Source organism: Pseudomonas sp. GM30, from assembly GCF_000282275.2.
In the GTDB taxonomy this organism is placed as follows: Bacteria; Pseudomonadota; Gammaproteobacteria; order Pseudomonadales; family Pseudomonadaceae; genus Aquipseudomonas.
The window spans coordinates 10,698-35,214 of record NZ_AKJP02000018.1 but is presented as its reverse complement, the minus strand read 5'-3'; the positions used below and the strand labels follow the sequence as shown (position 1 = coordinate 35,214).

Annotated in this window: 20 protein-coding genes; 13 read left to right on the top strand and 7 right to left on the bottom strand. The window is 60.8% G+C overall.

Annotation, left to right across the window (positions count from 1 at the left end; genetic code table 11):
* Positions 1-182: 182 nt before the first annotated feature.
* The 4 genes from PMI25_RS12800 (at position 183) to PMI25_RS12785 (ending at position 3,514) form a co-directional block, all read left to right on the top strand.
* Positions 183-593 (top strand): hypothetical protein, encoded by a 411-nt coding sequence (locus tag PMI25_RS12800; RefSeq protein WP_007966020.1) that lies wholly within the window; start codon positions 183-185, stop codon positions 591-593.
* A 7-nt stretch (positions 594-600) separates the two neighbouring features.
* Positions 601-1,278 (top strand): response regulator transcription factor, encoded by a 678-nt coding sequence (locus PMI25_RS12795; RefSeq protein ID WP_007966021.1) that lies wholly within the window; start codon positions 601-603, stop codon positions 1,276-1,278.
* 276 nt (positions 1,279-1,554) lie between these two features.
* A complete protein-coding gene (locus PMI25_RS12790; protein WP_007966022.1) occupies positions 1,555-2,004 on the top strand; it encodes a hypothetical protein in 450 nt (149 codons plus the stop codon).
* A gap of 169 nt (positions 2,005-2,173) precedes the next feature.
* Positions 2,174-3,514 (top strand): sensor histidine kinase, encoded by a 1,341-nt coding sequence (locus tag PMI25_RS12785; RefSeq protein ID WP_007966023.1) that lies wholly within the window; start codon positions 2,174-2,176, stop codon positions 3,512-3,514.
* Positions 3,515-3,624: 110 nt separating this feature from the next.
* On the opposite strand, the gene PMI25_RS12780 is transcribed toward PMI25_RS12785, so the two are convergent.
* Positions 3,625-4,191 (bottom strand): nitroreductase family protein, encoded by a 567-nt coding sequence (locus PMI25_RS12780; protein WP_007966024.1) that lies wholly within the window; start codon positions 4,189-4,191, stop codon positions 3,625-3,627.
* Positions 4,192-4,312: 121 nt separating this feature from the next.
* Here PMI25_RS12780 and PMI25_RS12775 point away from each other — a divergent pair, with 121 nt between their 5' ends.
* The gene (locus tag PMI25_RS12775; RefSeq protein WP_007966025.1) at positions 4,313-5,767 is read left to right on the top strand and encodes a TrkH family potassium uptake protein; all 1,455 of its coding nucleotides are present in this window, start codon (positions 4,313-4,315) and stop codon (positions 5,765-5,767) included.
* On the opposite strand, the gene PMI25_RS12770 is transcribed toward PMI25_RS12775, so the two are convergent.
* Positions 5,724-6,779, bottom strand: coding sequence for an AraC family transcriptional regulator (locus PMI25_RS12770; RefSeq protein WP_202962693.1), 1,056 nt, complete (start codon positions 6,777-6,779; stop codon positions 5,724-5,726). The two genes, PMI25_RS12775 and PMI25_RS12770, sit on opposite strands and share 44 nt — an antisense overlap.
* Positions 6,780-6,943: 164 nt before the next feature.
* Here PMI25_RS12770 and PMI25_RS12765 point away from each other — a divergent pair, with 164 nt between their 5' ends.
* Positions 6,944-7,255, top strand: coding sequence for a DUF962 domain-containing protein (locus tag PMI25_RS12765; protein ID WP_007966027.1), 312 nt, complete (start codon positions 6,944-6,946; stop codon positions 7,253-7,255).
* Between the two features lie 26 nt (positions 7,256-7,281).
* The gene (locus PMI25_RS12760; protein WP_007966029.1) at positions 7,282-7,872 is read left to right on the top strand and encodes an HD domain-containing protein; all 591 of its coding nucleotides are present in this window, start codon (positions 7,282-7,284) and stop codon (positions 7,870-7,872) included.
* A gap of 116 nt (positions 7,873-7,988) precedes the next feature.
* Here PMI25_RS12760 and PMI25_RS12755 read toward each other — a convergent pair whose 3' ends face one another.
* Entirely contained in the window at positions 7,989-8,804 is an 816-nt protein-coding gene (locus tag PMI25_RS12755) for a UDP-2,3-diacylglucosamine diphosphatase (RefSeq protein ID WP_007966031.1), read from the bottom strand.
* A 136-nt stretch (positions 8,805-8,940) separates the two neighbouring features.
* Here PMI25_RS12755 and PMI25_RS12750 point away from each other — a divergent pair, with 136 nt between their 5' ends.
* Together PMI25_RS12750 and PMI25_RS12745 are read left to right on the top strand one after the other, a co-directional pair.
* A complete protein-coding gene (locus PMI25_RS12750) occupies positions 8,941-9,705 on the top strand; it encodes an AraC family transcriptional regulator (protein ID WP_007966033.1) in 765 nt (254 codons plus the stop codon).
* Positions 9,706-9,862: 157 nt separating this feature from the next.
* A complete protein-coding gene (locus PMI25_RS12745) occupies positions 9,863-10,756 on the top strand; it encodes a DMT family transporter (RefSeq protein ID WP_007966036.1) in 894 nt (297 codons plus the stop codon).
* Here the strand turns inward: PMI25_RS12745 and PMI25_RS12740 are convergent.
* Positions 10,750-11,037 (bottom strand): SelT/SelW/SelH family protein, encoded by a 288-nt coding sequence (locus tag PMI25_RS12740; RefSeq protein WP_007966038.1) that lies wholly within the window; start codon positions 11,035-11,037, stop codon positions 10,750-10,752. The genes PMI25_RS12745 and PMI25_RS12740 overlap by 7 nt on opposite strands.
* Before the next feature lie 71 nt (positions 11,038-11,108).
* On the opposite strand from PMI25_RS12740, the gene PMI25_RS12735 reads away from it, so the two are divergent.
* Complete coding sequence (locus PMI25_RS12735) at positions 11,109-13,310, top strand: patatin-like phospholipase family protein (protein WP_007966039.1); 2,202 nt, start codon at positions 11,109-11,111, stop codon at positions 13,308-13,310.
* A gap of 141 nt (positions 13,311-13,451) precedes the next feature.
* On the opposite strand, the gene PMI25_RS12730 is transcribed toward PMI25_RS12735, so the two are convergent.
* The 3 genes from PMI25_RS12730 to recQ all read right to left on the bottom strand — a co-directional run bounded on the left by PMI25_RS12730 (position 13,452) and on the right by recQ (position 18,046).
* Positions 13,452-15,221, bottom strand: coding sequence for a FimV/HubP family polar landmark protein (locus tag PMI25_RS12730; RefSeq protein WP_007962150.1), 1,770 nt, complete (start codon positions 15,219-15,221; stop codon positions 13,452-13,454).
* A gap of 127 nt (positions 15,222-15,348) precedes the next feature.
* Positions 15,349-15,783: a MarR family transcriptional regulator gene (locus PMI25_RS12725; protein WP_007962151.1), complete on the bottom strand. Its 435-nt coding sequence runs from the start codon at positions 15,781-15,783 to the stop codon at positions 15,349-15,351.
* A gap of 133 nt (positions 15,784-15,916) precedes the next feature.
* Complete coding sequence (gene recQ, locus PMI25_RS12720; protein ID WP_007962153.1) at positions 15,917-18,046, bottom strand: DNA helicase RecQ; 2,130 nt, start codon at positions 18,044-18,046, stop codon at positions 15,917-15,919.
* A gap of 393 nt (positions 18,047-18,439) precedes the next feature.
* On the opposite strand from recQ, the gene PMI25_RS12715 reads away from it, so the two are divergent.
* The 3 genes from PMI25_RS12715 to PMI25_RS12705 all read left to right on the top strand — a co-directional run bounded on the left by PMI25_RS12715 (position 18,440) and on the right by PMI25_RS12705 (position 24,427).
* Positions 18,440-19,027, top strand: coding sequence for a UPF0149 family protein (locus PMI25_RS12715; RefSeq protein ID WP_007962155.1), 588 nt, complete (start codon positions 18,440-18,442; stop codon positions 19,025-19,027).
* A gap of 10 nt (positions 19,028-19,037) precedes the next feature.
* Positions 19,038-19,433: a YbaN family protein gene (locus PMI25_RS12710; protein ID WP_007962157.1), complete on the top strand. Its 396-nt coding sequence runs from the start codon at positions 19,038-19,040 to the stop codon at positions 19,431-19,433.
* Between the two features lie 191 nt (positions 19,434-19,624).
* A complete protein-coding gene (locus PMI25_RS12705) occupies positions 19,625-24,427 on the top strand; it encodes an Ig-like domain-containing protein (protein WP_007962159.1) in 4,803 nt (1,600 codons plus the stop codon).
* Positions 24,428-24,517: the final 90 nt, after the last annotated feature.

The window sequence follows — 24,517 nt, the reverse complement described above, 5'->3', positions numbered from 1 at the left end:
TTGCGTCCCAGCGGGAGCAAGCTCCCTCGCCACAATGATTCCCCAAGCTCAAATTGTTCAACTCTCCACGCTCGACATTGCCTCTGGCACTGAACCTTCCCGGTTCTAACCGCTCTCAATCGCTCATTATTCTCGTTTGCCTGCCGACAACCTGCCCAATATCCATTTAAGCAGGAATCGCAATGCGCAAAGGTCCGTTGTGTCTGATGTGGTTCACGTTGACGATCATGGCGCCCGCCCATGGTGAGGAAACCACCGAAAGCGGCAGCTCCACGCCATTGTCGTTAAGTGCCGGCAGCCAGATTACCGAGCTGCAGCAGCGCCTCAAGGCCAGTGAGCAGCAGCGGGAAGAACTGAGCAAACAACTGCAAAATGCCGACAACACCCGCGAAAGCGCCCAGCTCGCCCGGTTGCGCCAGGAGAACCAGCGCCTGAAGCTGCAACTCAAGGAAGTCCAGGCCAGTCCCTTGCCACGACTGTTGACCGAACAGCAGCAATGGTTCGTCACCGGCGCCGGGGTAGCGCTATTGGCGCTGCTGTGCGGTATCTTTGCCAGTGGAGCAAGCCGAAAACGTCGGCAATGGCTAAATTGAGTGAGTCATGAGCGAGCTGTTACTGATTGATGATGACCAGGAGTTGTGCGAACTCCTGAGTAGCTGGTTGAGCCAGGAAGGCTTCCAGGTACGCGCCTGCCATGATGGCCAGAGCGCGCGCAAGGCGTTGGCCGAATCCGCCCCGGCGGCGGTGGTGCTGGACGTGATGCTGCCCGACGGCAGCGGTCTGGAACTGCTCAAGCAGTTGCGCAGCGAACACGCCGATCTGCCGGTGCTGATGCTCTCGGCCCGGGGCGAACCGCTGGACCGCATCCTCGGTCTGGAGCTGGGCGCCGACGATTATCTGGCCAAACCCTGCGATCCGCGTGAACTCACCGCGCGTCTGCGCGCCGTGCTGCGCCGCAGTCACCCGGCCGCCGTGTCGACCCAGCTCGAACTGGGCGATCTGAGCTTCAGCCCGGTACGCGGCGTGGTCAGCATCGACGAGAAAGAACTGACCCTCACCGTTTCCGAAAGCCGTTTGCTCGAAGCCCTGCTCAAGCAGCCCGGCGAGCCGCTGGATAAACAGGAACTGGCGCAACTGGCCCTCGGCCGCAAGCTGACCCTGTACGACCGCAGCCTCGACATGCACGTCAGCAACCTGCGCAAGAAGATCGGCCCCCACCCCGACGGCCGCCCGCGGATCGTCGCCCTGCGCAGCCGTGGTTACTACTACAGCCTGTAAATCGGGAAAGACCTGCCTGAATGCTATATGTGGCGAGGGAGCTTGCTCCCGCTGGGCAGCGAAGCGGCCCTCGTTTTTCAAATCAAAAAAGAGGGACTGCTGCGCAGTCCAGCGGGAGCAAGCTCCCTCGCCACAGGTGGATTGCCAGTGATATTTGTCAGGTCAGGACCGAAGCGTCTTTACCCAAGCTTTACTTTGGGCTGACCGCCGCTGACCTTGATCTCCGTAATCTGAACTCATCCGGAACGTACCGGGAACGAGACAAGGAGATACACCATGCGCAAGACTCTTATCGCTCTGATGTTCGCTGCCGCTCTGCCAACCGTCGCCATGGCTGTGCCACAGGATGGCGGCCCGATGGGTGGCCCGATGGACGGTGCACGCCACGGCGGTCAGATGCACGGTATGCACGGCAAAGGCCCGTACAGCCAACTCGACCTGTCCCGCGAACAGCGCGATCAGATCCGCAAGATCATGGGCGAGCAGATGCACGAGCGTCGCCAGGTAGTCGAGAAGTACCTGGAAAAACTCTCGCCGGCTGACCAGAAAGCCATGAAAGACGAGATGGCCGCCAACCACAAGAAAGCCGAAGCTGACGTACGCAACCTGCTGAAACCGGATCAACAGAAGAAATTCGACGAGATCCAGAAGAAACAGGCTGAACGCCGCGCCGAATGGGCCGAGTTCAAGGCGTGGAAAGCGCAGCAACCGCAAAAAGCGCAATAATGTTCTGACCCGGGCCCGACGGCTAACCCCGTCGGGCCTGTTCACATCCGCCCTCTGTAGGAGCTGCGGCACGCTGCGATCTTTTGATTTTGCTTCTGAAAAATAAGATCAAAAGATCGCAGCGTGCCGCAGCTCCTACAGGGGTTACGCGTTTGATTGAGGATTTTCTGTGCGTTCATTGTTCTGGCGTATTCTCGCGAGCTTCTGGCTGGCCATCGCTCTGGTGGCCGGGCTGTCGATCCTGCTCGGGCACATGCTCAACCAGGACGCGTGGATTCTCAGCCGCCACCCGGGCCTCAACACCCTGGCCGCCGAATGGACGCAAACCTACGAAGCCCAGGGCGAAGACGCCGCGCAGGACATCCTCGAACAGCGCAAGCGCCAATATCACATCGACGTCCAGGTGCTGAACGAGAGCGGCGACCCCGTGGTGCGCGGCACCTTCCCGCGCCGCGCCGCAGCGTTTGAAGCCCGGCAGAACAACGATGACCGGCGCCTGCCCTGGCGGCGCCTGACCGACGAGTTCACCAGCGAAAAAACCGGCGACACCTACCTGTTCATCTTCCGCATCCCGCACCCGGAACTCGACGCCTGGCACCGTGAAAGTCTGCTCTGGCCGCTGAGTGCGCTGGGCATCGCGCTGGTGGTGCTGACCCTGTTCAGCCTGCTGGTGACCTTCTCCATCACCCGCCCGCTCAGCCGTTTGCGCGGCGCGGTGCATGATCTGGGGCAGACCACCTATCAACAGAACAGCCTGGCTAAACTCGCCAACCGCCGCGACGAATTCGGCGTGCTCGCCACCGACTTCAACCGCATGGGCGCGCGCCTGCAAAGCCTGATCGGCAGCCAGCGTCAGTTGCTGCGCGATGTGTCCCACGAGTTGCGCTCACCGCTGGCGCGACTGCGGATTGCTCTGGCACTGGCCGAGCGCGCCAGCCCGCAGGAACGCGAAAAACTCTGGCCGCGCCTGACCCGCGAATGTGACCGTCTCGAAGCGCTGATCAGCGAGATTCTGGTGCTGGCGCGGGTCGATGCCGACAATGCCAGTGCGGAAGAAGTAGACCTGAATGCGCTGCTCGGCACCTTGCAAAAGGACGCCCAGCTCGGCTCACCGGAGCAGACCGTGCAACTGAATGCCGAGCCGCAGCTGAATCTGACCGGCTGGCCGACCATGATCGAGCGCGCCGTCGACAACCTGTTGCGCAACGCTCAACGCTTCAATCCCGAGGGGCAGGCGATTGAAATGCAGGCTGCGCGTCAGGGCGAGCGGATTGTGGTGAGTGTGCGCGATCACGGGCCGGGCGTGCAGGCCGAGCATCTGAGCCAGTTGGGCGAGCCGTTCTACCGGGCGCCGGGGCAGACGGCGGCGGGACATGGGTTGGGCCTGGCGATTGCAAAGCGCGCGGCAGAGCGGCATGGCGGGAGTCTGGTGTTGGCCAATCATCCTGATGGCGGGTTTATCGCCAGTCTGGAATTGCCGTTGGTACCGGGCGCTGTCGTGCAACCCTGATCAAAACTGTAGGAGTGAGCCTGCTCGCGATAGCGGTGGATCAGTCAATGAATTTTCGTCTGATACACCGCTATCGCGAGCAGGCTCACTCCTACATTTGATCGGTGGTGTCAGGCCTTGCCGGGCCAGGCGCTGACGAACTCCGCCAGATCGACCTTCTCCGCCACACGCGGCTCCTTCTGTGGCGTGCCGAGGTACAGGAACGCGATCACCTCTTCGCCTTCCGCCAGCCCCAACCCTTGGGCCACATGTTTCGAATACGCCAGTTCACCAGTACGCCACACCGCACCAATCCCCTGCGCATACGCCGCCAGCAGAATCCCGTGTGCCGCACACCCCGCCGCCAGCAACTGCTCGGCCTTCGGATACTTAACGTGGTCCTGCAGTTTTGCGATCACCACGATCACCAGCGGCGCCCGCAGCGGGCCGTTACGCGCCTTGTCGATCATCGCTTCAGTGACTTCGCCTTCCTGCATCTGCGCCGCTTCGGCCAGCAATTCGCCCATTTGCTCACGTGCCGCGCCTTCGACGGTGAGGAAACGGTACGGCTGCAAGTGGCCGTGATCAGGGGCGCGCAGGGCTGCACCAAACAGCGCTTCGCGCTGCTCGGCAGTAGGGGCCGGTTCGACCAGACGTGGAACGGAAACACGGTTGAGCAAAGCGTCGAGAGCCTGCATCGGCCACCTCCTGAGAAAAATGTGCGGCTATTCTAGCGGTATCCGGCAACAGGGTGCCGGTTTACATGCCCTGCCCCACGGGTAGAATGGCGCCCTTCCTCCTTCAGCCCGAGCGGACTTCATGGCGTTGCCGACCTTACGGATCATTGGTTTCATCATCGGCATCTTCCTGATCACCCTGGCCATCGCCATGGTCGTACCCATGGCCACCCTGGTGATTTTCGAGCGCACCGGCGATCTGCCGTCGTTCCTTTGGGCGAGCATGATCACCTTCGTCGCCGGCCTCGCACTGGTAATCCCCGGCCGCCCCGAACACATCCACCTGCGCCCGCGCGACATGTATCTGCTGACCGTCAGCAGCTGGCTGGTGGTGTGCATTTTCGCCGCGCTGCCGTTTTTGCTGACCCAGCACATCAGCTACACCGATTCGTTCTTCGAAAGCATGTCCGGCATCACCGCCACCGGCTCGACCGTGCTCAGCGGACTCGACACGATGTCCCCCGGCATTCTGATGTGGCGCTCGCTGCTGCACTGGCTCGGCGGCATCGGCTTCATCGGCATGGCGGTGGCGATCCTGCCGTTGCTGCGCATCGGTGGCATGCGCCTGTTCCAGACCGAATCGTCCGACCGCTCGGAAAAGGTCATGCCGCGCTCGCACATGGTGGCGCGTCTGATCGTGGCGGCTTACGTCGGCATCACCATCCTCGGCAGCCTGGCGTTCTGGTGGGCCGGGATGAGCCCGTTCGATGCGATCAACCACGCGATGTCGGCGATTTCCACGGGCGGTTTCTCGACCTCCGACCAGTCGCTGGCGAAGTGGACCCAACCGGCGGTGCACTGGGTCGCGGTGGTGATCATGATCCTCGGCAGCCTGCCGTTCACCCTGTACGTCGCGACCATGCGTGGCAATCGCAAGGCGCTGATCAAGGATCAGCAAGTGCAGGGTTTGCTCGGGATGTTGCTGGTGACCTGGCTGGTGCTCGGCACCTGGTACTGGTGGACCACCAATCTGCACTGGCTGGATGCGCTGCGGCATGTGGCGCTGAACGTGACCTCGGTAGTCACCACCACCGGTTTTGCCCTCGGCGACTACAGCCTGTGGGGCAACTTCTCGCTGATGCTGTTTTTCTATCTGGGCTTTGTCGGCGGCTGCTCCGGCTCGACGGCGGGCGGGATCAAGATCTTCCGTTTCCAGGTCGCCTACATCCTGCTCAAGGCCAACCTTAACCAGCTGATTCACCCGCGCGCGGTGATCAAGCAGAAGTACAACGGTCACCGACTCGACGAAGAGATCGTGCGTTCGATTCTGACTTTTTCGTTCTTCTTCGCCATCACGATTTGCGTGATCGCCCTGCTGCTGTCGCTGCTCGGCGTGGACTGGATGACCGCACTGACCGGCGCCGCCAGCACCGTGTCCGGCGTCGGCCCGGGTCTGGGCGAAACCATCGGCCCGGCAGGCAACTTCGCCACCCTGCCGGATGCGGCCAAGTGGATCCTGTCGTTCGGCATGCTGCTTGGCCGACTGGAGATCATTACGGTGTTTGTGCTGTGTATTCCGGCCTTTTGGCGTCATTGATCGGCGCCTGCAACAGGCGCGCCCGGTAATCGCCGGGCGTGGTGTCGAACCAGCGACGGAACGCGCGGAAGAAGTTGCTCGGATCAGCAAACCCCAACAGATAGGCAATCTCCAGCAAGGTCATGCTCGGCTGCGCCAGGTACTGCTCGGCCAGTTCGCGGCGAGTGTCGTCGAGCAACTGCTGAAAACTGGTGCCCTCCTCCTGCAACCGGCGCTGCAAGGTGCGCTGCGACAGATGCAGAGTCTGCGCCACGGTATCGCGCTTGGGTTCGCCCTGCGGCAGTAAACGGCACAACACCTGGCGCGCCTTGTGGGTCACGCGACTTTCAGAGAATCGCGCCAGGTATTCCCCGGCAAACCGGTCGTGCAGCAGCGCCATGGCTTCGTTGGCGGTGGGCAGCGGTGCTTCCATGTCGGCGCGTTCGAAAATCAGCGCATCGTACGGCGCGTTGAACATCAGCGGCGCGTGGAAGGCTTGCCGGTAAGGTTGCAGATCTGCGGGTTCGTCGCCCTGAAACAGCACTTTGACCGGATGCAGGGTGCGCCCGGTCAACCAGCCGCACAGCCCCAGCGCGCAGGCCAGCGAGGCTTCGGCGCTCTGCCGGGTTGGCGGCAGGTGATCGCCATGCACGGTCAGAATCAGCGCGTAGCCTTCTTCGAGCAGACGAAAACTCAGGTCGGCGCTCTCGGCGATGATCCGCTGATAACGCACCAGCCGTTGAAAGCCTTCGGCCAGGGTGTTGCTCGACATCAAGGCGTAGCCGGCAACGTGGAATGAGGCCGGACGCACTACTTTGCCCATGTTCAGGCCGATCGCCGGGTTGCCGGACAGCTCGACCGCCCGCTGCCAGAGGCGGGTCATGGAATCTTGCGGGAAGCGCGCATCCGGATCATTCAGGGCGGCGTAATCGAGCCCCAGTTGCTTGAACAGTACCCGGCAATCCAGGCCGTCCATCTCCAATGCTTTGACAATCCCCATCGCCCAGCTTGCAGAAGTCGTTCGTTCGCTCATGGCGTTATTCTTTTACATGATGGATCGCATCTGACGACCCGATTTGCGAAGGATACTAAAGTGGCGCCCATTGTCACTGGCTGATGCCAGTGTTCACTCTAGACTCAAATAAGCTACCCGCCGAACAACTTGCCGTCAGAACAATAACCACAGAGATCGCAGTCGTGGAAAACATCAAGCAATTCAACAGCTTCGCTGAGTTCTACCCGTATTACCTCAGCGAACACGCCAACAGTACCTGCCGCCGATTGCATTTCATCGGCACCACGCTGGTGATATTCATTCTGGCCATGACCATTGCCAAGGGTGCATGGCTGCTGTTGCTGGCCCTGCCGCTGGCCGGTTACAGCTTTGCCTGGGTCGGCCACTTCTTCTTTGAAAAGAACCGTCCGGCGACTTTCCAGCATCCGCTGTACAGCCTGCTCGGCGATTTCGTCATGTACCGCGACATGATCCTCGGCCGCGTGGCGTTCTGAAACCCGACCCACCTGGAGGCTTGCCGATGAACGCCAATGCGCGCTTCACCCACATGCAGGACGGCACCGAAGAAGACTGGGCGATCATCGCCGCCGACTTCAGCGCCTACGCCCGGCAATTGCCGTCGCGGATCGTCGCGCACCTGAAGTTGCTCGAAGGTGATTTCGGCGGCTTTCCGGTGGATCGCCTGACCCATTCGCTGCAAACCGCGACCCGCGCCTATCGCGACGGGCGTGACGAGGAATATGTGGTCTGCGCGCTGCTGCATGACATTGGCGACACCCTCGGCTCCTACAACCACCCGGACATCGCGGCGGCGATTCTCAAGCCGTTTGTCAGTGCCGAAAATCTGTGGATGGTCGAAAAGCACGGGATCTTTCAGGGCTACTACTTCTTCCATCATCTGGGCATGGATCGGCACCTGCGCGAGCAATTCGCCGCGCATCCGCAGTATCAGGCGACGGTGGAATTCTGCGCCAGGTACGATGCGGCGGCGTTCGACCCGGCGTATGACAGCCTGCCGTTGAGTTTTTTTGAGCCGATGCTGGAGCGGCTGTTTGCGCAGCCGAAGCACTCGATCTACAAGGCGGCGATGGAAGAACACGCCCCCGCCTGATGTTGTCTGCACCGGCCTCATCGCTGGCAAGCCAGCTCCCACAGTGATCTGTGGTGTTCACAATACCTGTGGGAGCTGGCTTGCCAGCGATGAGGCCCTTTTGTACACCTGAAAAATCAGGCGATCTCGGCGACCTTGGCCGCCTTGAGCTGCGCCTCCCGCGCCTGCGCATCGGCCAGCCGATACAGCTCGATCGTGCCGTCCCAGTGTTCGATCAGCGCCGTGCACGACTCCACCCAATCGCCGCAATTGAGGTAGTCCACCTCGCCGACTTTACGAATCTCGGCATGGTGAATGTGCCCGCAGACCACGCCGTGCAACTCGCGCTTCACGCATTCGTGGGCGATGGCTTCTTCGAAGTCGCTGATGAAGCTCACCGCCGTCTTCACCTTGTGCTTCAGGTACGCCGACAACGACCAATAACCGTAGCCATAGCGCGCACGCCAGTGGTTGAGCCAGCGGTTGAGGGTCAGGGTGAACTCGTAGGCCGAGTCGCCGAGAAACGCCAGCCAGCGGTGATAGCGGGTGATCACGTCGAACTGATCGCCGTGAATCACCAGCAGGTGCCGGCCGTCCGCCGTGACATGTACCGCCTCGTCGACCAACTGGATATTGCCGAGGATCAGCTTCGAATAACGGCGCAGGAATTCGTCGTGGTTGCCGGTGACGTAGATCACCTCGGTGCCGCGCTTGCTCATGGTCAGCAGGCGACGGATCACGTTGGTGTGGGCTTGCGGCCAGTACATGCCGCCGCGCAGCTTCCAGCCGTCGATGATGTCACCGACCAGATAGATCTTGTCGGCGTGGTAGCCCTTGAGAAATTGCGACAAGTGCTCGGCCTGGCAATCCCGCGTGCCCAGGTGCACGTCGGAAATCCACAAGGTACGCACCCGTTGTTTGCGGCTGGGTTTGGCGAGCTCGGCGCTGGTCATGGGCAACCCTCTGCGATGTTTTCGCCACTGTGCACGCGCCGGGTGAATCGACCATGACAGGCAGGCGTCAGTCGTGTGACAGCGCGCAAGCCCGTTGCCCCGGTGTAGACTGGCGCTCACTTCGGAGACTTCTGCCATGCGCCCGATCCTGACACTGCGCCAGTACACCCACGATCTGATCATCCACAGCCACGACCACGCGCAACTGGTGTTCGGCCTGTCCGGCGCGCTGGATTTCGAAGTCGAGGGTCAGGGCAGCCAGGTGCGTCAGCAGAGTTTCGTGGTCGTCCCCGGCGGCGCACATCACGCCTGCGGCAGCCCCGATGGCAGTCGTTGCCTGGTGCTGGACGTGCCCGACGGGCAATGGCTGAACGAGTCGCTGGGCGAGCATGCCGATGCCAGCCAGCGCTTGCTCGACCAGCCTGCGCGGTTGTCGCTGGATGCCGGGCAAAGCCAATTGGTCAACTGGCTGGCGAACAGCCCGGTCACTGATCCGCTGATCGCCCAACAAGGCGCGGTATTGCTGCTGGCCAGCCTGAATCACGCCAGACCTGCCGAACATTCGGCGCGGCGCCTGCCCTATGCGGCGCTGGATGCGCACATCGAGCAACACGCCGCCTACCCGCTGCAAGTGGCCGATCTGGCGCAGATCGCCGGGCTGTCCAGCGCCCGGCTGCACGCGCGGTTCATGGCCGAATGCGGGCAAACGCCGATGGACTACATTCGCAGCCGACGCCTGCACAAGGCAGTAGGCTTGCTGCGCGAGACCGCGTTGCCGATCGGCGAAATCGCCAGTCGGGTCGGTTACAGCTCGCAGAGCGCGTTCGCGGCGGCGGTGCTGCGCGAGTTCGGCGCGTCACCGGGGCAGTTGCGCCGCGACTCCTGCGACAAAAAACGCTAGTTCGCCGACAGACTTCTGCGCCGCAACACGTTTCAATGTGCATTCACGTGTAGGAGCTGCCGCAGGCTGCGATCTTTTGACTTTGGCTTTTCAAGAGCAAAAGATCGCAGCCTGCGGCAGCTCCTACATTGAGACTGTGTTCGGATTAAGGATTGCAATGACTCCGCGTACCGCCCTCGGCGCCCTGCATATCGGCGCTTTAATGTTCGGTCTGACCGGTGTGTTCGGCAAACTCGCTGCCGCCTCGCCGGCGGTGATCGTCTTCGGACGTGCAGCGTTTGCCGTGCTCGCCCTGGCCTTTTTCGCCCGCTTCGCCAGTCAGAACGGCTGGCAGAAACTGCAGGCGGTCGACTGGCGGCGTCTGGCGCTCAGCGGCGTGTTGCTGGCCGGGCACTGGGTGAGTTTTTTCATCGCGGTGAAGGTCGCTGGCGTCGCCATCGCGACCTTGGGTTTTGCCAGTTTCCCGGCGTTCACGGTGATTCTCGAAGGGCTGATTTTCCGCGAACGCATCCGCGCCAATGAAATCGTGTTGGTAGTGCTGGTCAGCGTCGGTCTGGTGCTGGTGACCCCGGCGTTCGATCTGGCCAGCGGCGCCACCACCGGGTTGCTCTGGGCGGTGCTGTCGGGCTTGCTGTTCGCCCTGCTGTCGCTGACCAACCGCGCCAGCTCCGGACGCATCCCGGCGGTGCAGGCCGCGCTGTGCCAGAACGTGGTGGTGGCGCTGTGTCTGCTGCCGGTGGCTGCGCCGCAACTGAGCGAAGTGCGCGCGCTGGACTGGCTGTGGATCGGTCTGCTCGGGGTGTTCTGCACCGGCGTCGCCCACAGCCTGTTCGTCGCCAGCCTCGCGGTGATCAAGGCGCGCACCGCCGCCGTGGTGTTCGCCATGGAACCGGTTTACGGCATCACCATCGCCTGGCTGCTGTTCGATGAAACCCCCACCGTGCGCATGCTGATCGGGGGGGCGCTGATCATCATCGCCATCGTGGTCTCGGCGCGGATGTCAGGCAGCGCCGACAAGAAAACCGTGGCTGCCGAAGCCGCGTCTCACTGAGTACGGTCGTTGTGACCGAGGTCGCGGTCAGGATCGATCTGATCGCGCACCCGCTGCTTGAGCACCTTGGCCTCGGGAAAACCGCCGTCGGCCTTGCGCTCCCAGATCTGCACATCGTCGCAGGTAACGTGGAATACCCCGCCGGTGCCCGGCACCAGCGAGACCTTGCCGAGGTCGTCGCCGAAGGTGCTGAGCAGCTCCTGCGCCAGCCACGCGGCGCGCAGCAGCCACTGGCATTGGGTGCAATACGTAATGACGACTTCCGCTTTTTTCACGGTCATGTTCGCTGAAACTCCTGAGACAGAGGGCGCCGCTATAATAGCCGGCTTTATCGCTTGCCCCGAGACTCACCATGCGCCGTTTGCTGTTCTGCCTGCTGCTTGGCTTCCTGCCCCTCTTTGCTAATGTCACCGTGCATGCCGCCGAAGCCCCCCGCCCCAAAGTCGGCCTGGTGTTGTCCGGTGGTGCCGCCCGTGGCCTGGCGCACATCGGCGTGCTCAAGGCGCTTGAGGAGCAAGGCATCAAGATCGATGCGATTGCCGGCACCAGCATGGGCGCAGTGGTCGGTGGCCTGTATGCCTCGGGCTACAAGATCGATGAACTGGAAAAACTCGCGCTGAACATCGACTGGCAGCAGGCGCTGTCCGACGCGCCGCCACGCGAAGACGTGCCGTTTCGCCGCAAGCAGGACGACCGCGACTTTCTGGTGAAACAGCAGCTGAGTTTTCGCGATGACGGTAGCCTCGGCCTGCCGCTGGGGGTGATTCAGGGCCAGAACCTGGCGCTGATGCTGGAGAGCCTGCTGGCGCACACCAGTGACACCCGCGACTTCGACAAACTGCCGATCCCGTTCCGCGCCGTCGCCACCGACATCGCCAATGGCGAAAAAGTGGTGTTCCGCAAAGGTCACTTGCCGCAGGTGATCCGCGCCAGCATGTCGATTCCGGCGGTGTTTGCCCCGGTCGAACTGGACGGGCGGCTGCTGGTGGACGGTGGCATGACTGACAACATCCCGCTCGACGTCGCGCGGGAGATGGGTGTCGACGTGGCAATCGTGGTCGACATCGGTACGCCGCTGCGCAACCGCAAACAACTGACGACCGTGGTTGATGTGCTGAACCAGTCGATCACCCTGATGACCCGGCGCAACTCCGAAGAGCAACTGGCCGCCCTCAAACCCAGCGACGTGCTGATCCAGCCAGCGCTGGCGGCATTCGGCGTGACCGATTTCGGCAAGGCCCAGGAAATGATCGACGCCGGTTACCGCGCCACACGGATTCTCGACGCCCGCCTCGCTCAACTCAAACCTCACGAATCTCAGGACGCCGAACTGAACGCAGCCCGTGCCCCGGGCCAGCGCACGCCGATCATCACCGCGATCAGGGTCGAGAACGACTCGAAAGTCGGCGACGAAGTGATCCGCTATTACATCCGTCAGCCGATCGGCGAGCCGCTGGACCTCGGTCGATTGCACTCGGACATGGGCACGCTGTACGGCCTCGATTACTTCGAACAGGTGCAATACCGCGTGGTGCACAAGGGCCAGGATCACACCTTGGTGATCAGCGCCCGGGGCAAACGCAGCGGCACCGATTACCTGCGGGTCGGCCTGAGTCTGTCGGACGACATGCGCGGTGACAGCGCCTTCAACCTCGGCGCCAGCTACCGCATCAACGGCATCAACCGCCTCGGCGCGGAATGGCTGACCCGGGCGCAGATCGGCGACAAGCAGGAACTCTATACCGAGTTCTATCAGCCACTGGACGTCGGCTCGCGTTACTTCGTCGCCCCGTATGCTGCGTTTGAAGCGCAGAACGTCGATTCAATACTCGACAACGATCCGATCGCTCAATACCGCGTCGAGCGCTATGGTTTCGGCCTCAATTTCGGTCGGCAGATCGGCAACAACGGCGAAATCCGTTTCGGCGTCGGCGAGGCCTGGGGCAAAGCGGATGTGCGCATCGGCGATCAGGATCTGCCGAGGGAAAACTTCACTGAAGGTTTCTACTCGCTGAAGTACTCGTTCGACTCGCTGGACAATGTCTACTTCCCCCACGAGGGCAAGGACGTCAGCCTGACCCTGATGCAATTCGAACCGGGCCTCGGCTCGGACACGCGCTACCGACAGTGGGAATTCAAGCTCGATAAAGCCATGAGCCATGGTCCGGATACGCTGATTCTCGGCGGCCGTTATGGCCGAACGCTGGACGATGCCAACGTGGTGACGTCGAGCTTCCTGCTCGGCGGTGCACGACAGTTGTCGGGCTTTCGCGAGGATTCGATTTCCGGGCAAAACGTCAGCCTGATGCGCGCGGTGTACTACCGCCGGTTGACGCCGCGTTCCTATCTGCCGCTGGACTTCCCGCTGTATGCCGGGGCTTCGCTGGAACGTGGGCGGGCGTGGAACAACGACAATGAATTCGACAGCGGCTACATCAATGCCGCCAGTGTGTTTATCGGTTTCGATACGCCGCTGGGGCCGCTGAACTTCACCTATGGCTTGAATGATGCGAATGAGCAGGCGGTTTATTTGAATCTGGGGCAGACGTTCTGAATACTCAGGTGGATTGATGTTGTCGGCGCTGACGCCTTCGCGAGCAAGCTCGCTCCCACAATGGAACGCATTCCAACTGTGGGAGCGAGCTTGCTCGCGAAGGCGTCAGTACAGGCACCGCATCAGCCAATGGCACTCAGATCAGCGGATACCTGCCAATAACGTCCGCGCCGTTTGCTTGAGGGGCTCGTCCCCCTCCTTGAGCAACTCATTGAGCAAGGCAATCGCGCTGTCGATATCCCCGTCATCAATGCAGGTCTGCGCCTGTTCGAGCTTCTCAGAACCGTGTTCCGGCTCAGTGGCCGCAAGATCCAGCGGTTCCAGCGCCAGCGACTCGCCCGGATCACCGAACTCATTGAGAAAGTCATCGTCCAGCGGCTGCGCGTCCGGTTCGGGGATCCACTCCAGCTCCGCCTCTTCGCTGGCCACCGTTTCGGGCAGCTCGAAGTCCGGCGGGAGGATCTCGAGATCGGAGTTCGATGCAGTCCGTTCTGCGGGCGGCTCAGGTGTCGAACGACTGTCTTCAAGATCCCAACTGGACGCCATCGACAGCTCACCCAGATTCAATTCGAAATCATCCTCGGGCGCCGGTGGCGCAGGCACCACCGCTGCGGCTGCGACCATCGACACCGCCGGGGTTATCGGCGCAGCGCCGGTCAATTTTGGATGCCGCTCACGGATCGCGGCCAGTTGCTGCGGATCCACCCCGGCATCACGCAGGCGGTTTTCCTGTTGTTCATAAGCTGCGCTGTCCCCTTGCCGCCCCAACACTTCGAGCAATTGCACACCCAGCTCCGTACGCTCGGGCTCCTTGTCCATGGCATTGCGCAACAGCCCGACCGCCTCACCCAAACGCCCATAGGCCAGATAAATCCCCACCGCCTCCAGCACATCGCCGGCCGCCGGTTCTTCGCGGTGTTCGGTGGCTGCGCGGATGTTTGCCGATTGGGTGGTTGGCGGCTCTTCAGGATCTGTTTGTCGAGCGGCGGGCAGAACTTCCAGTGGCGCCGTGACTTCCGCCAGTTGCCGGCGACGTCGTACGAAAAGCCCGGCACCCAACAATCCCAACAGCACCAGCAAGCCACCGAGCAGCGGCCAGTTGAGGCCATCGTCGGCAGCTTCAGGCGCGGTGGTGACTGGCGCGGGTATTGGCGGCGTGATGGCTGGCGCCGGTGGCTGTTGCAGTTCGCTCAATCGCGTTTGCAGATCACTGATCTGCTTTTTGCCGTCGACAATCTGCACATCCTGCGCCTGCAGTCTGGCGTTGAGTTCCTCGACGGTCTTTTGCAGTTGCTGATTGAGCAACACACTGGCCGCCAATTGCTCGGCCACGGCATCGTTGGCTGGCGCAGCCGCCGGAGGGACAGGCGCTGAAGGGGCGGCGTCGCGTTTGCCCTGGGCAGCCTGTGGCGCCGTCGTGGCGGGTTCGACGGTGGGGAATTCAGAGGATTGCGGACGTGGATCGGGTTCGTCGGTGGCCGGCACGATGCTCGGTGATCCGGGCGGATCGATCAGCAGCGTGTACTCGCGCAGCAGGCGGCCATTGGGCTGATTGAGCTGCACCAGAAAATTCAGAAAGGGTTCATTGACCGGTTTGCGCGAGGTCACCCGGATCATCTGGCGATTGCCATGCAGGATCGGGGTGAACTTGAGGTCATTGAGGAAAAACACCCGCTCGACCCCGGCCCGGGCGAATTCATCGGCCGTGGCGAGGCTGGCCGAGAGGTCGCCGGCACTGAGGCCAGCGGCATCCACCAGCGCGATGTCGGCCTTGAGCGGCTGATTGAGGGCCGAGTGGACGGTGATGTCGCCCAGCCCCAGTGCCATCGACCAGGTCGAATAGCTGAATACACCAGCGACCAGCAGCCATCTGGCGCCACCGCGCAGTACAACGTGCCGACTTGCGAGCATGAGCATCCCTTAAATAAGCAAAACCGGTTTCTATGCGTTCGCACATCCGGTACGAACACGATATTGCCCAGTAGTTCTTATAGTCTGCTCTGCGCGATCCCTCAAAAAACCTGCGCGCGGTTATGCCTCAAGATTTTTCCAGGTTGGCCAGAATGTGCCCGTGAACGCGCATGCAAACCTTCAAATCGGCCTCGTCGACGCCTTCGAACAATTCGTGACGCAACTGTGTAGCGATGGTTTCGATTTGTTCGATCAGCGGCAGTGCCGGGGCGCAAAGCACGATTTTTTTCGCCCGGCGGTCTTCCATCACCGACTGACGTTGCACCAGGCCCTGGCTTTCCAGGCTGTCGAGCAAACGCGCGAGGGTCGGCCCTTCGACACCGACGCTTTGCGCCAGCTCGCGTTGGGTCGGCGCGTCTTCGAAACGTGCCAGGTGCAGCAGCACCAGCCAGCGTGCCTGGGACAAACCCAGACCGGCCAGCCGGCGATCCAGTTCGGCACGCCAGCCTCGGGACATCTGGGCCAGTTGCATGCCAAAGCGGTGTTGATCGGTTAACGGCATAAAACACTCATGAGTAGACTGACAAATAGAGAAAAACTAATTATTAGTCAGCTAAGCATGACATTTGGCTATAGGCAAGAGCCGACCTTTACTGAATCGTTACAACTGCCTGACGGTTGGCGCAAACGCCCTCTTACATTTCAAACTCGGATTGCAACGCAGCCCTTACGCAGTAAAGAACGCCTTCCGGAACCCGACCGGCGAACAGTTCGGCCACTTCGGCGACCGACGGTAATTCGCCCTCGCCGTCCAGGAACGCGTCCTGCACTTCGCCCATCAGTTCTTCCGGCAAGTCCAAGGCCTGCTCCAGCGACAACTGCTGTTTGCCAATGGCCTCGGCAAGCATGGTGTAGACGTTCTTTTCCGAGCACTGCAGTTGCCCGGCGATCTGCATCGGGGTCATGCCGGCGCGGGCCAGGGTGATCAGTTCGTGGCGCACGTCGGCCACCGCTTTCGGCGCTTCGGCCTCGCCGCCAAGTACTTCGAGGAAAGCCTCACCGTAACGCTCCAGCTTGCGTGCACCGACGCCGCTGACCCGGGCCATGTCGGCCAGCGAGGTCGGCTGGCTGCGCAGCATTTCCAGCAGGGTCGAGTCGGGGAAGATAACGTACGGCGGCACACCATGCTCCTCGGCGAGTTTGCGCCGCAGCGCACGCAGGGCTTCCCACTGTTCCCGCTCTTCGCCACGCACCAGTTGGCTGGCCGGACTCTTGCTGGCGGTCTTGGCGGTGACCTGCGGCTTGAGGTCGCGGCGCAGTTCCAGGGTCACTTCGCCCTTGAGCAATGGCCGGCAAGTGTCGCTCAGGCGCAGGCCTCCGTAGCCCTCATGATCGACATCGGCCAGACCACGCGCCACCAGTTGCCGGAACAACGAGCGCCATTCGCTCTCGCTCAGCGCCTTGCCGACGCCGTACACCGACAGATGCTGATGGCCGAAGCTGCGCACCTTCTCGTTGTCCTTGCCCAGCAACACGTCCACCAAGTGGCCGACGCCATAGCGCTGGCCGGTGCGATAGATCGCCGACAGTGCCTGGCGCGCCGGTTCGGTGGCGTCCCAGGTCTGCACACCGTCGACGCAATTGTCGCAGTGGCCGCACGGCTCGGGCATGTCTTCGTCGAAGTACGCCAGCAGGGTCTGCCGGCGGCAGCGGGTTTCTTCGCAGAGCGAGAGCATGGCGTCGAGCTTGTGCTGCTCCAGACGCTTGTGACGCTCATCGCCTTCGGAGTTCTGCAGCATCTGCTTGAGCATCACCACGTCCTGCAGACCGTAGGCCATCCACGCGTCCGCCGGCAGGCCATCACGGCCGCCGCGCCCGGTTTCCTGGTAATAGGCCTCAAGGGATTTCGGCAGGTCGAGGTGCGCGACGAAACGCACGTTGGGCTTGTCGATGCCCATGCCGAACGCCACGGTGGCGACCATGATCAGGCCTTCCTCGTTGAGGAAGCGCTTCTGGTGATAGGCGCGCAAATCGTTGGGCAAACCGGCGTGATACGGCAGCGCCGGGAAGCCCTGCTCGCTGAGAAACGCAGCAACTTCCTCGACCTTCTTGCGCGACAGGCAATAGACGATGCCGGCATCGCTGCGCCGCTCGGCGAGGAACGCCAGCAACTGCTTGCGCGGCTGCTCCTTGGGCACGATGCGGTAAAAGATGTTCGGCCGGTCGAAGCTCGACAGAAAGCGCTCGGCGTTCTGCAGGTGCAAGCGGGTGACGATTTCTTCGCGGGTACGCTTGTCGGCGGTGGCGGTCAGGGCGATGCGCGGCACGTCGGGGAACATTTCCGCCAACTGGCCCAATTGCAGGTATTCCGGACGGAAGTCGTGGCCCCATTGCGACACGCAGTGCGCTTCGTCGATAGCGAACAAGGCAATGTTCAAGCCCTGCAGGAACGACAGCATGCGCGGCTGTACCAGACGCTCGGGCGCCAGATAGAGCATCTTCACTTCGCCACGCTTGATCCGCGCCGCCAGATCGCGCTGCTGTTCGGCGCTCAGGGTGGAGTTCAGTGCAGCGGCGGCCACGCCCAGCTCTTCGAGGGTGGCGACCTGATCGTCCATCAAGGCGATCAACGGCGACACCACCACCGCCAGGCCTTCGCGCAGCAGCGCCGGCACCTGGAAACACAAGGATTTGCCGCCACCGGTAGGCATCAGCACCAGCGCATCACCGCCGCTGGCCACGCGCTCAATGATTGCACCCTGACGGCCACGGAAACTGTCGTAGCCGAAGATGTCCTTGAGGACGCGTTGAGCCTGTTCGAGCATAAAAACTCCAAAAATCTACCGAAACATCCCTGCACAGGCTGGTTCAGGACAGCCACAGCTGCTTAAACAAAACGTAAGAGCGCATTGCCAGACCACCGCAATACGAGCAGGGAGCGCAAAACGCGGCAGTATACCCGAGCCCTCCCCGGCAGGGGGTGCCGCTGAGAAGACACCGATAAACCTGCCACACATAAATCATCTGTGGGGAGCCTGCTCGCGAATCGGTGGAGCAGTCGATGCAAAGGTGCCTGATGGGCCGCTTTCGCGAGCAGGCTCGCTCCTACAGCTTTGTATGCAGTCCGGCAATTGCGGCAAATCTGCCGTGCGGCTGGCTTGAGCGCGCAAGAAGGCCTAGAATTCCCGCATTGTTTATTCCCCCAAGGTAGCCCCGTAATGTCCTTCGCTGAGCAACTAACCCGCCTGCAAGTCTTTCTCGACGCCGACGAGCTGCACGAAGAGGCGCTGGATTACGTGGCCGCCCACGGTTACCTGACCGCCCTGTCGATCTGTGCAGAAGATGTACCGGAGCGTGAGTGGATCGACGCCCTGTTCGCCGAAGAGCCGCATTACAGCAGCGAGGCCCAGCGCGAAGAGATCGAAGCCACGCTGATCGGCCTCAAGGCGCACATCGCCCGTCAACTGGCGTCCGACGAAGAATTCGAACTGCCGTGCGACCTGGACCTGGGTGACGAGCCGGACGACTCCGAACTGCGCGGCTGGTGCATCGGCTTCATGGAAGGCGTATTCCTGCGTGAAGCGGCCTGGTTCGAAACCGCCGAAGAAGAAGTCAGCGAAATGCTCCTGCCGATCATGGTCGGTTCGGGCTTGTTCGACGAGCAGCCAGAGTTCGAAGACATCGCCAAGGACGCCAACCTGATGGACGACATGATCGTGCAGATCCCGGAAGCCCTGACCGCGCTGTACCTGCTGTGCCAGGCGCCAGACGAAAAACCGGCGATCCTCAAGCCACGTCACCACTAAGATCCGGCCTATGGACAACCCCATAGGCAACCGCTCCCTGATGTTGCGCTACTTCTTGCTGGCCGTCGGCTGGCTCAGCGTAGCATTGGGGGTGATCGGGATTTTCCTGCCCGTGCTGCCCACCACCCCTTTCCTTTTGCTGGCGGCCGCCTGTTTCGCGCGCAGCTCTCCGCGTTTCTATCAATGGCTGATCGAGCACCCGAAGCTCGGGCCATGGATCCGCGACTACCTCGACGGCAACGGCATACCGCTCAAGGGCAAGGTCTACGCGATCGGCTTGATGTGGGCGAGCATTCTGTTCTCGTGCTACCTGGTGCCACTGCCGTGGGCGCGGGGGTTCATGTTGACCAGCGCGGTATTGGTGACGGTGTATATCCTCAAACAGAAAACCTTGCGCAATCCCTGATTTCACCCTGCTCTCACTCTCGTAAAAGCGACCAACCGTTCATCGGAAATACCCGCCCACCTGTTATTTCTGACAGTAGCCAGCCCCTCCCCTTCAAGCCTTAAATCACTCCTGCCCCTGATCCACAGCTCGAACTTCCAGAGCCAGAAATCCTTGAGTTCACGGGTGCACCAATCTGGATGGAGTTGATCATGTTCACTTTCCGTCGGTCCCTGTTCCCCAGTCGCAATGAACTGCCCGCCCCGTTGTCAGGATTGTACCCACCCTACTTCGCCGACATGGTCATCCCGGTGCCGGGTGCTGACGGAGGGATCAACAAAAAAGCATTTGAGGCGTTCCCTGACGGTCTGTTTGCCCTTATCGACCCCTACCTAGGCATGGCGATCGATGATCTGCTGGAAGTTTTCCTGAATGACGAAAAGGTCGCCGAACTCAAGGTCAGCGATGAACACCTCAATCAGCGATGGTTCTTCTTCGCTCCCAAGGACGGGTTGCTACCGGGATTATTCACCTGCCACTACCTGTTGACCCGGGCCGGCGAAACCGTGCCCGACGATCCATCGGCCAAATTGACGCTGTTGCTGGAAATCGACGACCCGGCCGGTGACGACACGCGTCCCTTCGAGCCTTGGCATTCGGAGCTGAAGATGGTCGGGTTACCGCAGGATGTCATCGATAACGGTGTGACCAAGCCGTGGCTCGACACGGGCGTGCCAATGACCATCACGCGCTATCCGAATATCGCGGAGGGCGACATCATTCTCGCAATGTGGGGTAGCGTTTTTCTTCTGCCACATGTGCTGACAGAGGCAGAAGTGGAAGGCACCGTCGACATTGTCGTCATGGCCCGGCCCGAAGATATCCTCACGGCCGGTGACAGTGCGGCAATGAAGATCCACTACGATGTTTGCGATGTGGTTTACAACTGGAGTGTGAAGTGGTCAGAAGCTACCTTCGTGCAAGTTGATGCCGGGGTATCACGCCTCGATGCGCTCATCATCAAGGAAGCGGACGACGGGAAAATCATTCTTGCGGACCTGGACGCCAACCCTGTCACTCTGCAGATCCTGATCAAACCCAACGACGTCTTCACTGCCGGTGACACGCTCGTGATCACTGTAGTCGGCACGCCGATTCCCGGCAGACCACCTCAGACATTCAGCGTTGAAGCCATCGTCCGCAACCCGCCCTATTTGCATGAAATCCCGGTTGCCTACGAGTTCGTGAAACTCTTTGCCCAAGGCACCCTCGACGCCTCCTATGCATTGCGCAAGCAGGATGGCAGCCCGACGCTTTATTCCAGGCGCACCTTCGCTACGGTGATCGGTAATCCGTCTTTGCTGCCGGCTCCGACCATCAACGAGGTGGTCGGGAACATTTTGCCTGTCACGGTAATGGCGGCATCCGTGGTGGTCAGGTACCCGGGTATCCGCAATGGCGATCACCTGACGTTGATCTGGCTGGGCAAAAAGTCCAACGACGATGCCTACCTGCACGAAGAAGAGCACACCGTCTCAGGTGAAGAGCAGAAAGCCGGCGAGGTGACGATTTACGTCAGCAGCGAGCACGTTTTAGCGCTGGACAACGGCAGCCTCAAACTGCAATACCGGGTATTCAACGATGCTACCGGCCAGTATGGAACCAGTGAGTCCGAGTTTCTGCGGGTCAGCGTGGGCACATGGCAAGCAACGCTTCCAGCGCCCAAGGTCGAAGAAGCACCGGATGACATTCTCGATCCGTCTCAAACAGACAAACTGGTGCATGTGCTGGTCAGACCGGTGGACTGGGTCAAGGGCGATACGCTGACTTACCACTGGATCGGGGTCACCCTTTACGGCAGCACCACCGCAAGCGTGCCGATCACCCTGGCAACAGTCGGCCAACCCGTAAGGTTCCGCGTGGACAAACGCTATGTCTCGGCCAATATCGGCTACTACGTGACCGTCATCTACACGTTGCTGCACGCTGCCTCCGGGGAATACAGCTATTCCGCGCCTCTGGAGGTGATGGTCGGCATCCCTCTGGGCAAATTACCGCCACCTACGGTTGTCCAGGCCCCCGGCGGCATGCTGAATCCAATGGACGCACGTAATGGCGTGGACATCGATTGCAGCTACGCGACCATGGACACCTTGCTCGACACACTCGGATTGAAATGGCGGGGCACGCCAGGCGCCGGGACCTCGGAAGACCTGGAGAAACCCGCCGAGGCCACCGGCACCGTGAGGTTCCACCTGCCACCTTCGTTTGTCGGCGCCAATATCAATCGCGAGGTAGCGGTCAATTACGACGTCCAGCGCTATGGCTTGTGGACCGCTTCGGAAACCCTCCCGCTGAAAGTTCTCACTTTTCAAGACCCTGAAACGGAGCTGCCAAGACCCGAGGTTCCACAGTCGACCGCAGGTGAATTGCTGGTAATGGAGCTCAGCGGGAACGCGAACGTTCTGGTCAAGGCATGGCCGTTTATTGCCTTGAAGCAACGGGTCTGGCTGTACATCGATGGCCTGACCAGCACGGGTGCGTATCGAATCGATCTGCTCAGCGCGCATGAAGTGAACTCAACGCAACTCACTCAAGGTCTGAATGAAATCCTGCTCAAAACGGAACTGCTGAAATTGCTTCACGGCTCCAACGCCATCGTGGTTTGCAAAGTCATTTTCGATAACGGCACGGATGAAGATGCCGCGATCGCTTTCCCGAAACTGCCGCTGATCATTCACCAGCACTACGAGTACGTCACACCCGTCATCACCACCGTGAAGACGGCACAAGGCACGGTCATTCCCGAAGCGGGCCAGACCTATGACAAGCGTGTGACGATCGAAGGGACAGCCACGCGGGCCGAAGAAGTCGATGTCCAGATCAATGGCGTATCCAAAGGCATGCCAAGCGTGGATGCCAGCAGCAAATGGACATTGACGGTGGATTTGATTGAGGGTTTGCAACGGGTGGAGGCAATTGCCCTATACGACGTCGATGACAAAATCAGCGAGCCGCGAACCTTCACGATTGCCGTCGCTACGAAGCCAAGCATTACTGCCGTTACGGACGCCAACGGTCCCGTTGATGACAACGACACGACCTATTTCACTGAGGTCACCGTATCGGTTCACGCGGACAGTCATCAGGTGGTGCAGCTTTACGACGGGGCAACGGCAATCGGAAACCCGATAACACTTGGCGGCAATGGCGAAGGAAGCACCCGGCTGCAGAATCTGACGCCAAGGACTTACCCGATCAAAGCCAAGGCAACCTATGGCGATCAACTGGAGTCGACAGTCCGGACATTTAAAGTGGCGCAAGCTACGGCGCCAGCCATATCCGGGGTGCGCGACTCAAAAGGTGATATCAGCAACAATGGCACGACGTTCGAAACTGACGTGGACATCTTTGGCACTGCCGTCGCCAACCAGCGTATCCAGATTTACAACGGCACGACGCCCATTGCACCCGACACACCCGTCGATAACAATCGGAACTGGACCAAGACGCTGACCAACCTGACTCCGTCCGTGTACCGAATCTCGGCAAAGGGACTGTACGGTAGTCAGCCAGAATCTGCGGTTAGAGTTTTCACTGTGCTGGAAGCGTTGGCTCCAATCATTTCCCTGATCAGTGATTCAAAGGGAGAAATCCCTCCCAATGGCACAACGTTCGACGCCACGGTGACGGTTACCGGCACTGCGAGTAACGGCCAGAGCGTGCAAATCTACGATAACAACACGGCTATCGCTCCCGTCACACCTGTAGATTCCAGTGGCAATTGGACCAAAACACTGACCGGTCTGAGCGCCATCACCCATACCATCAAGGCCAGGGCTTTGTACGGTACGCAACCGGAATCTGCGACTCGTGCCTTTACCGTGGCAGTTTCTACGACTCCTCGTATCGTTTCCGTCACCGACGTCAAAGGCTCCATTGGCCACAATGGCACGACGTACGAAAGCGAGGTCACGGTAACCGTCAGTGCGAACAGCAATCAGCGTGTCCAGCTATACAACGGTGCAGCACCCATTGGTGCGCCGATACCACTGGGCCTCAATGGCAGCGGCAGCATTCGACTTTCCAGCCTCAGTCAGAACACCACCTACACCCTCAAAGCCAAAGCACTCTATGGAGGTCAGCTTGAGTCACCCCTCCACTCATTTACCGTCAGGGCCCACCGCACCACTACGCTGACTTCGGTCCGACATTCAGGCGGCGAACTGGGCCCGGGCGGGACAACCACCGATACCTCGGTGGTCGTGAGCGGAGCAGCAACGCCGCTGTACAGCGTGCAGGTTTTTCTCAACAACGTGGCGGGGCAAACCGTGCCTGCCAACGGCAGCGGTGACTGGTCACTCAGCCTCGGCATTCATCTGGGCTCGAACACGGTGTACGCGAAGTCGGTAGCCAACAATCAACAGACCGCGTCGCGCAGTTTTATTCGGGAAAATCCGTTGGCACCGTTGAACTTCAATACCAGCCCGGTCACGTTGGGTGGCAAGACTTACATCATTCCGGGCAACCCCGAAGTTCTTCCTGCTTTCGACTCTGGTAACTCGGTGCGACATCAGGCCTCCGGTGGCCTGCCAGGTTATACCTATGTCTCAAGCAACACGGGAGTAGCGGTAGTCGATGGAACCGGGTTAGTGACCGTGCGCGGCAGGGGGGTAGCGACCATCACCGCCCGAGACAGCGCCAACCAGTCCAAGAGCTACAACGTGACGGTGACGAACGTAATCCACTGCATAGGCTTAGGGAATGCAACCTGGGTGCAGGCCAACTCATCGGCCGCGTCGGCAGACGCTCGGATCCCCAGCATGGCGGAGTTGTACGAAATACATGTGGCTTATGGAAGTCGGTGGCCCATGGGAAATCATCATTACTGGTCAACCGAGGACAGTAACTACTGGTGGCCATTTCCGGCAAAAAAAACCAGGTATCTGGTTTCAGGAGGTGAAGGATCCGTCAAGACAGGGGGTGGTTATTCTAACGTTGTAGGCATTCGCTGATGAAGGGGACAACGGCCCTCGCTGGCCGTTGTCTTTTTGGCTGAGAAACACCGTATAGCGAATCCAAGGGCACGACCGCTGGTCGAAAAT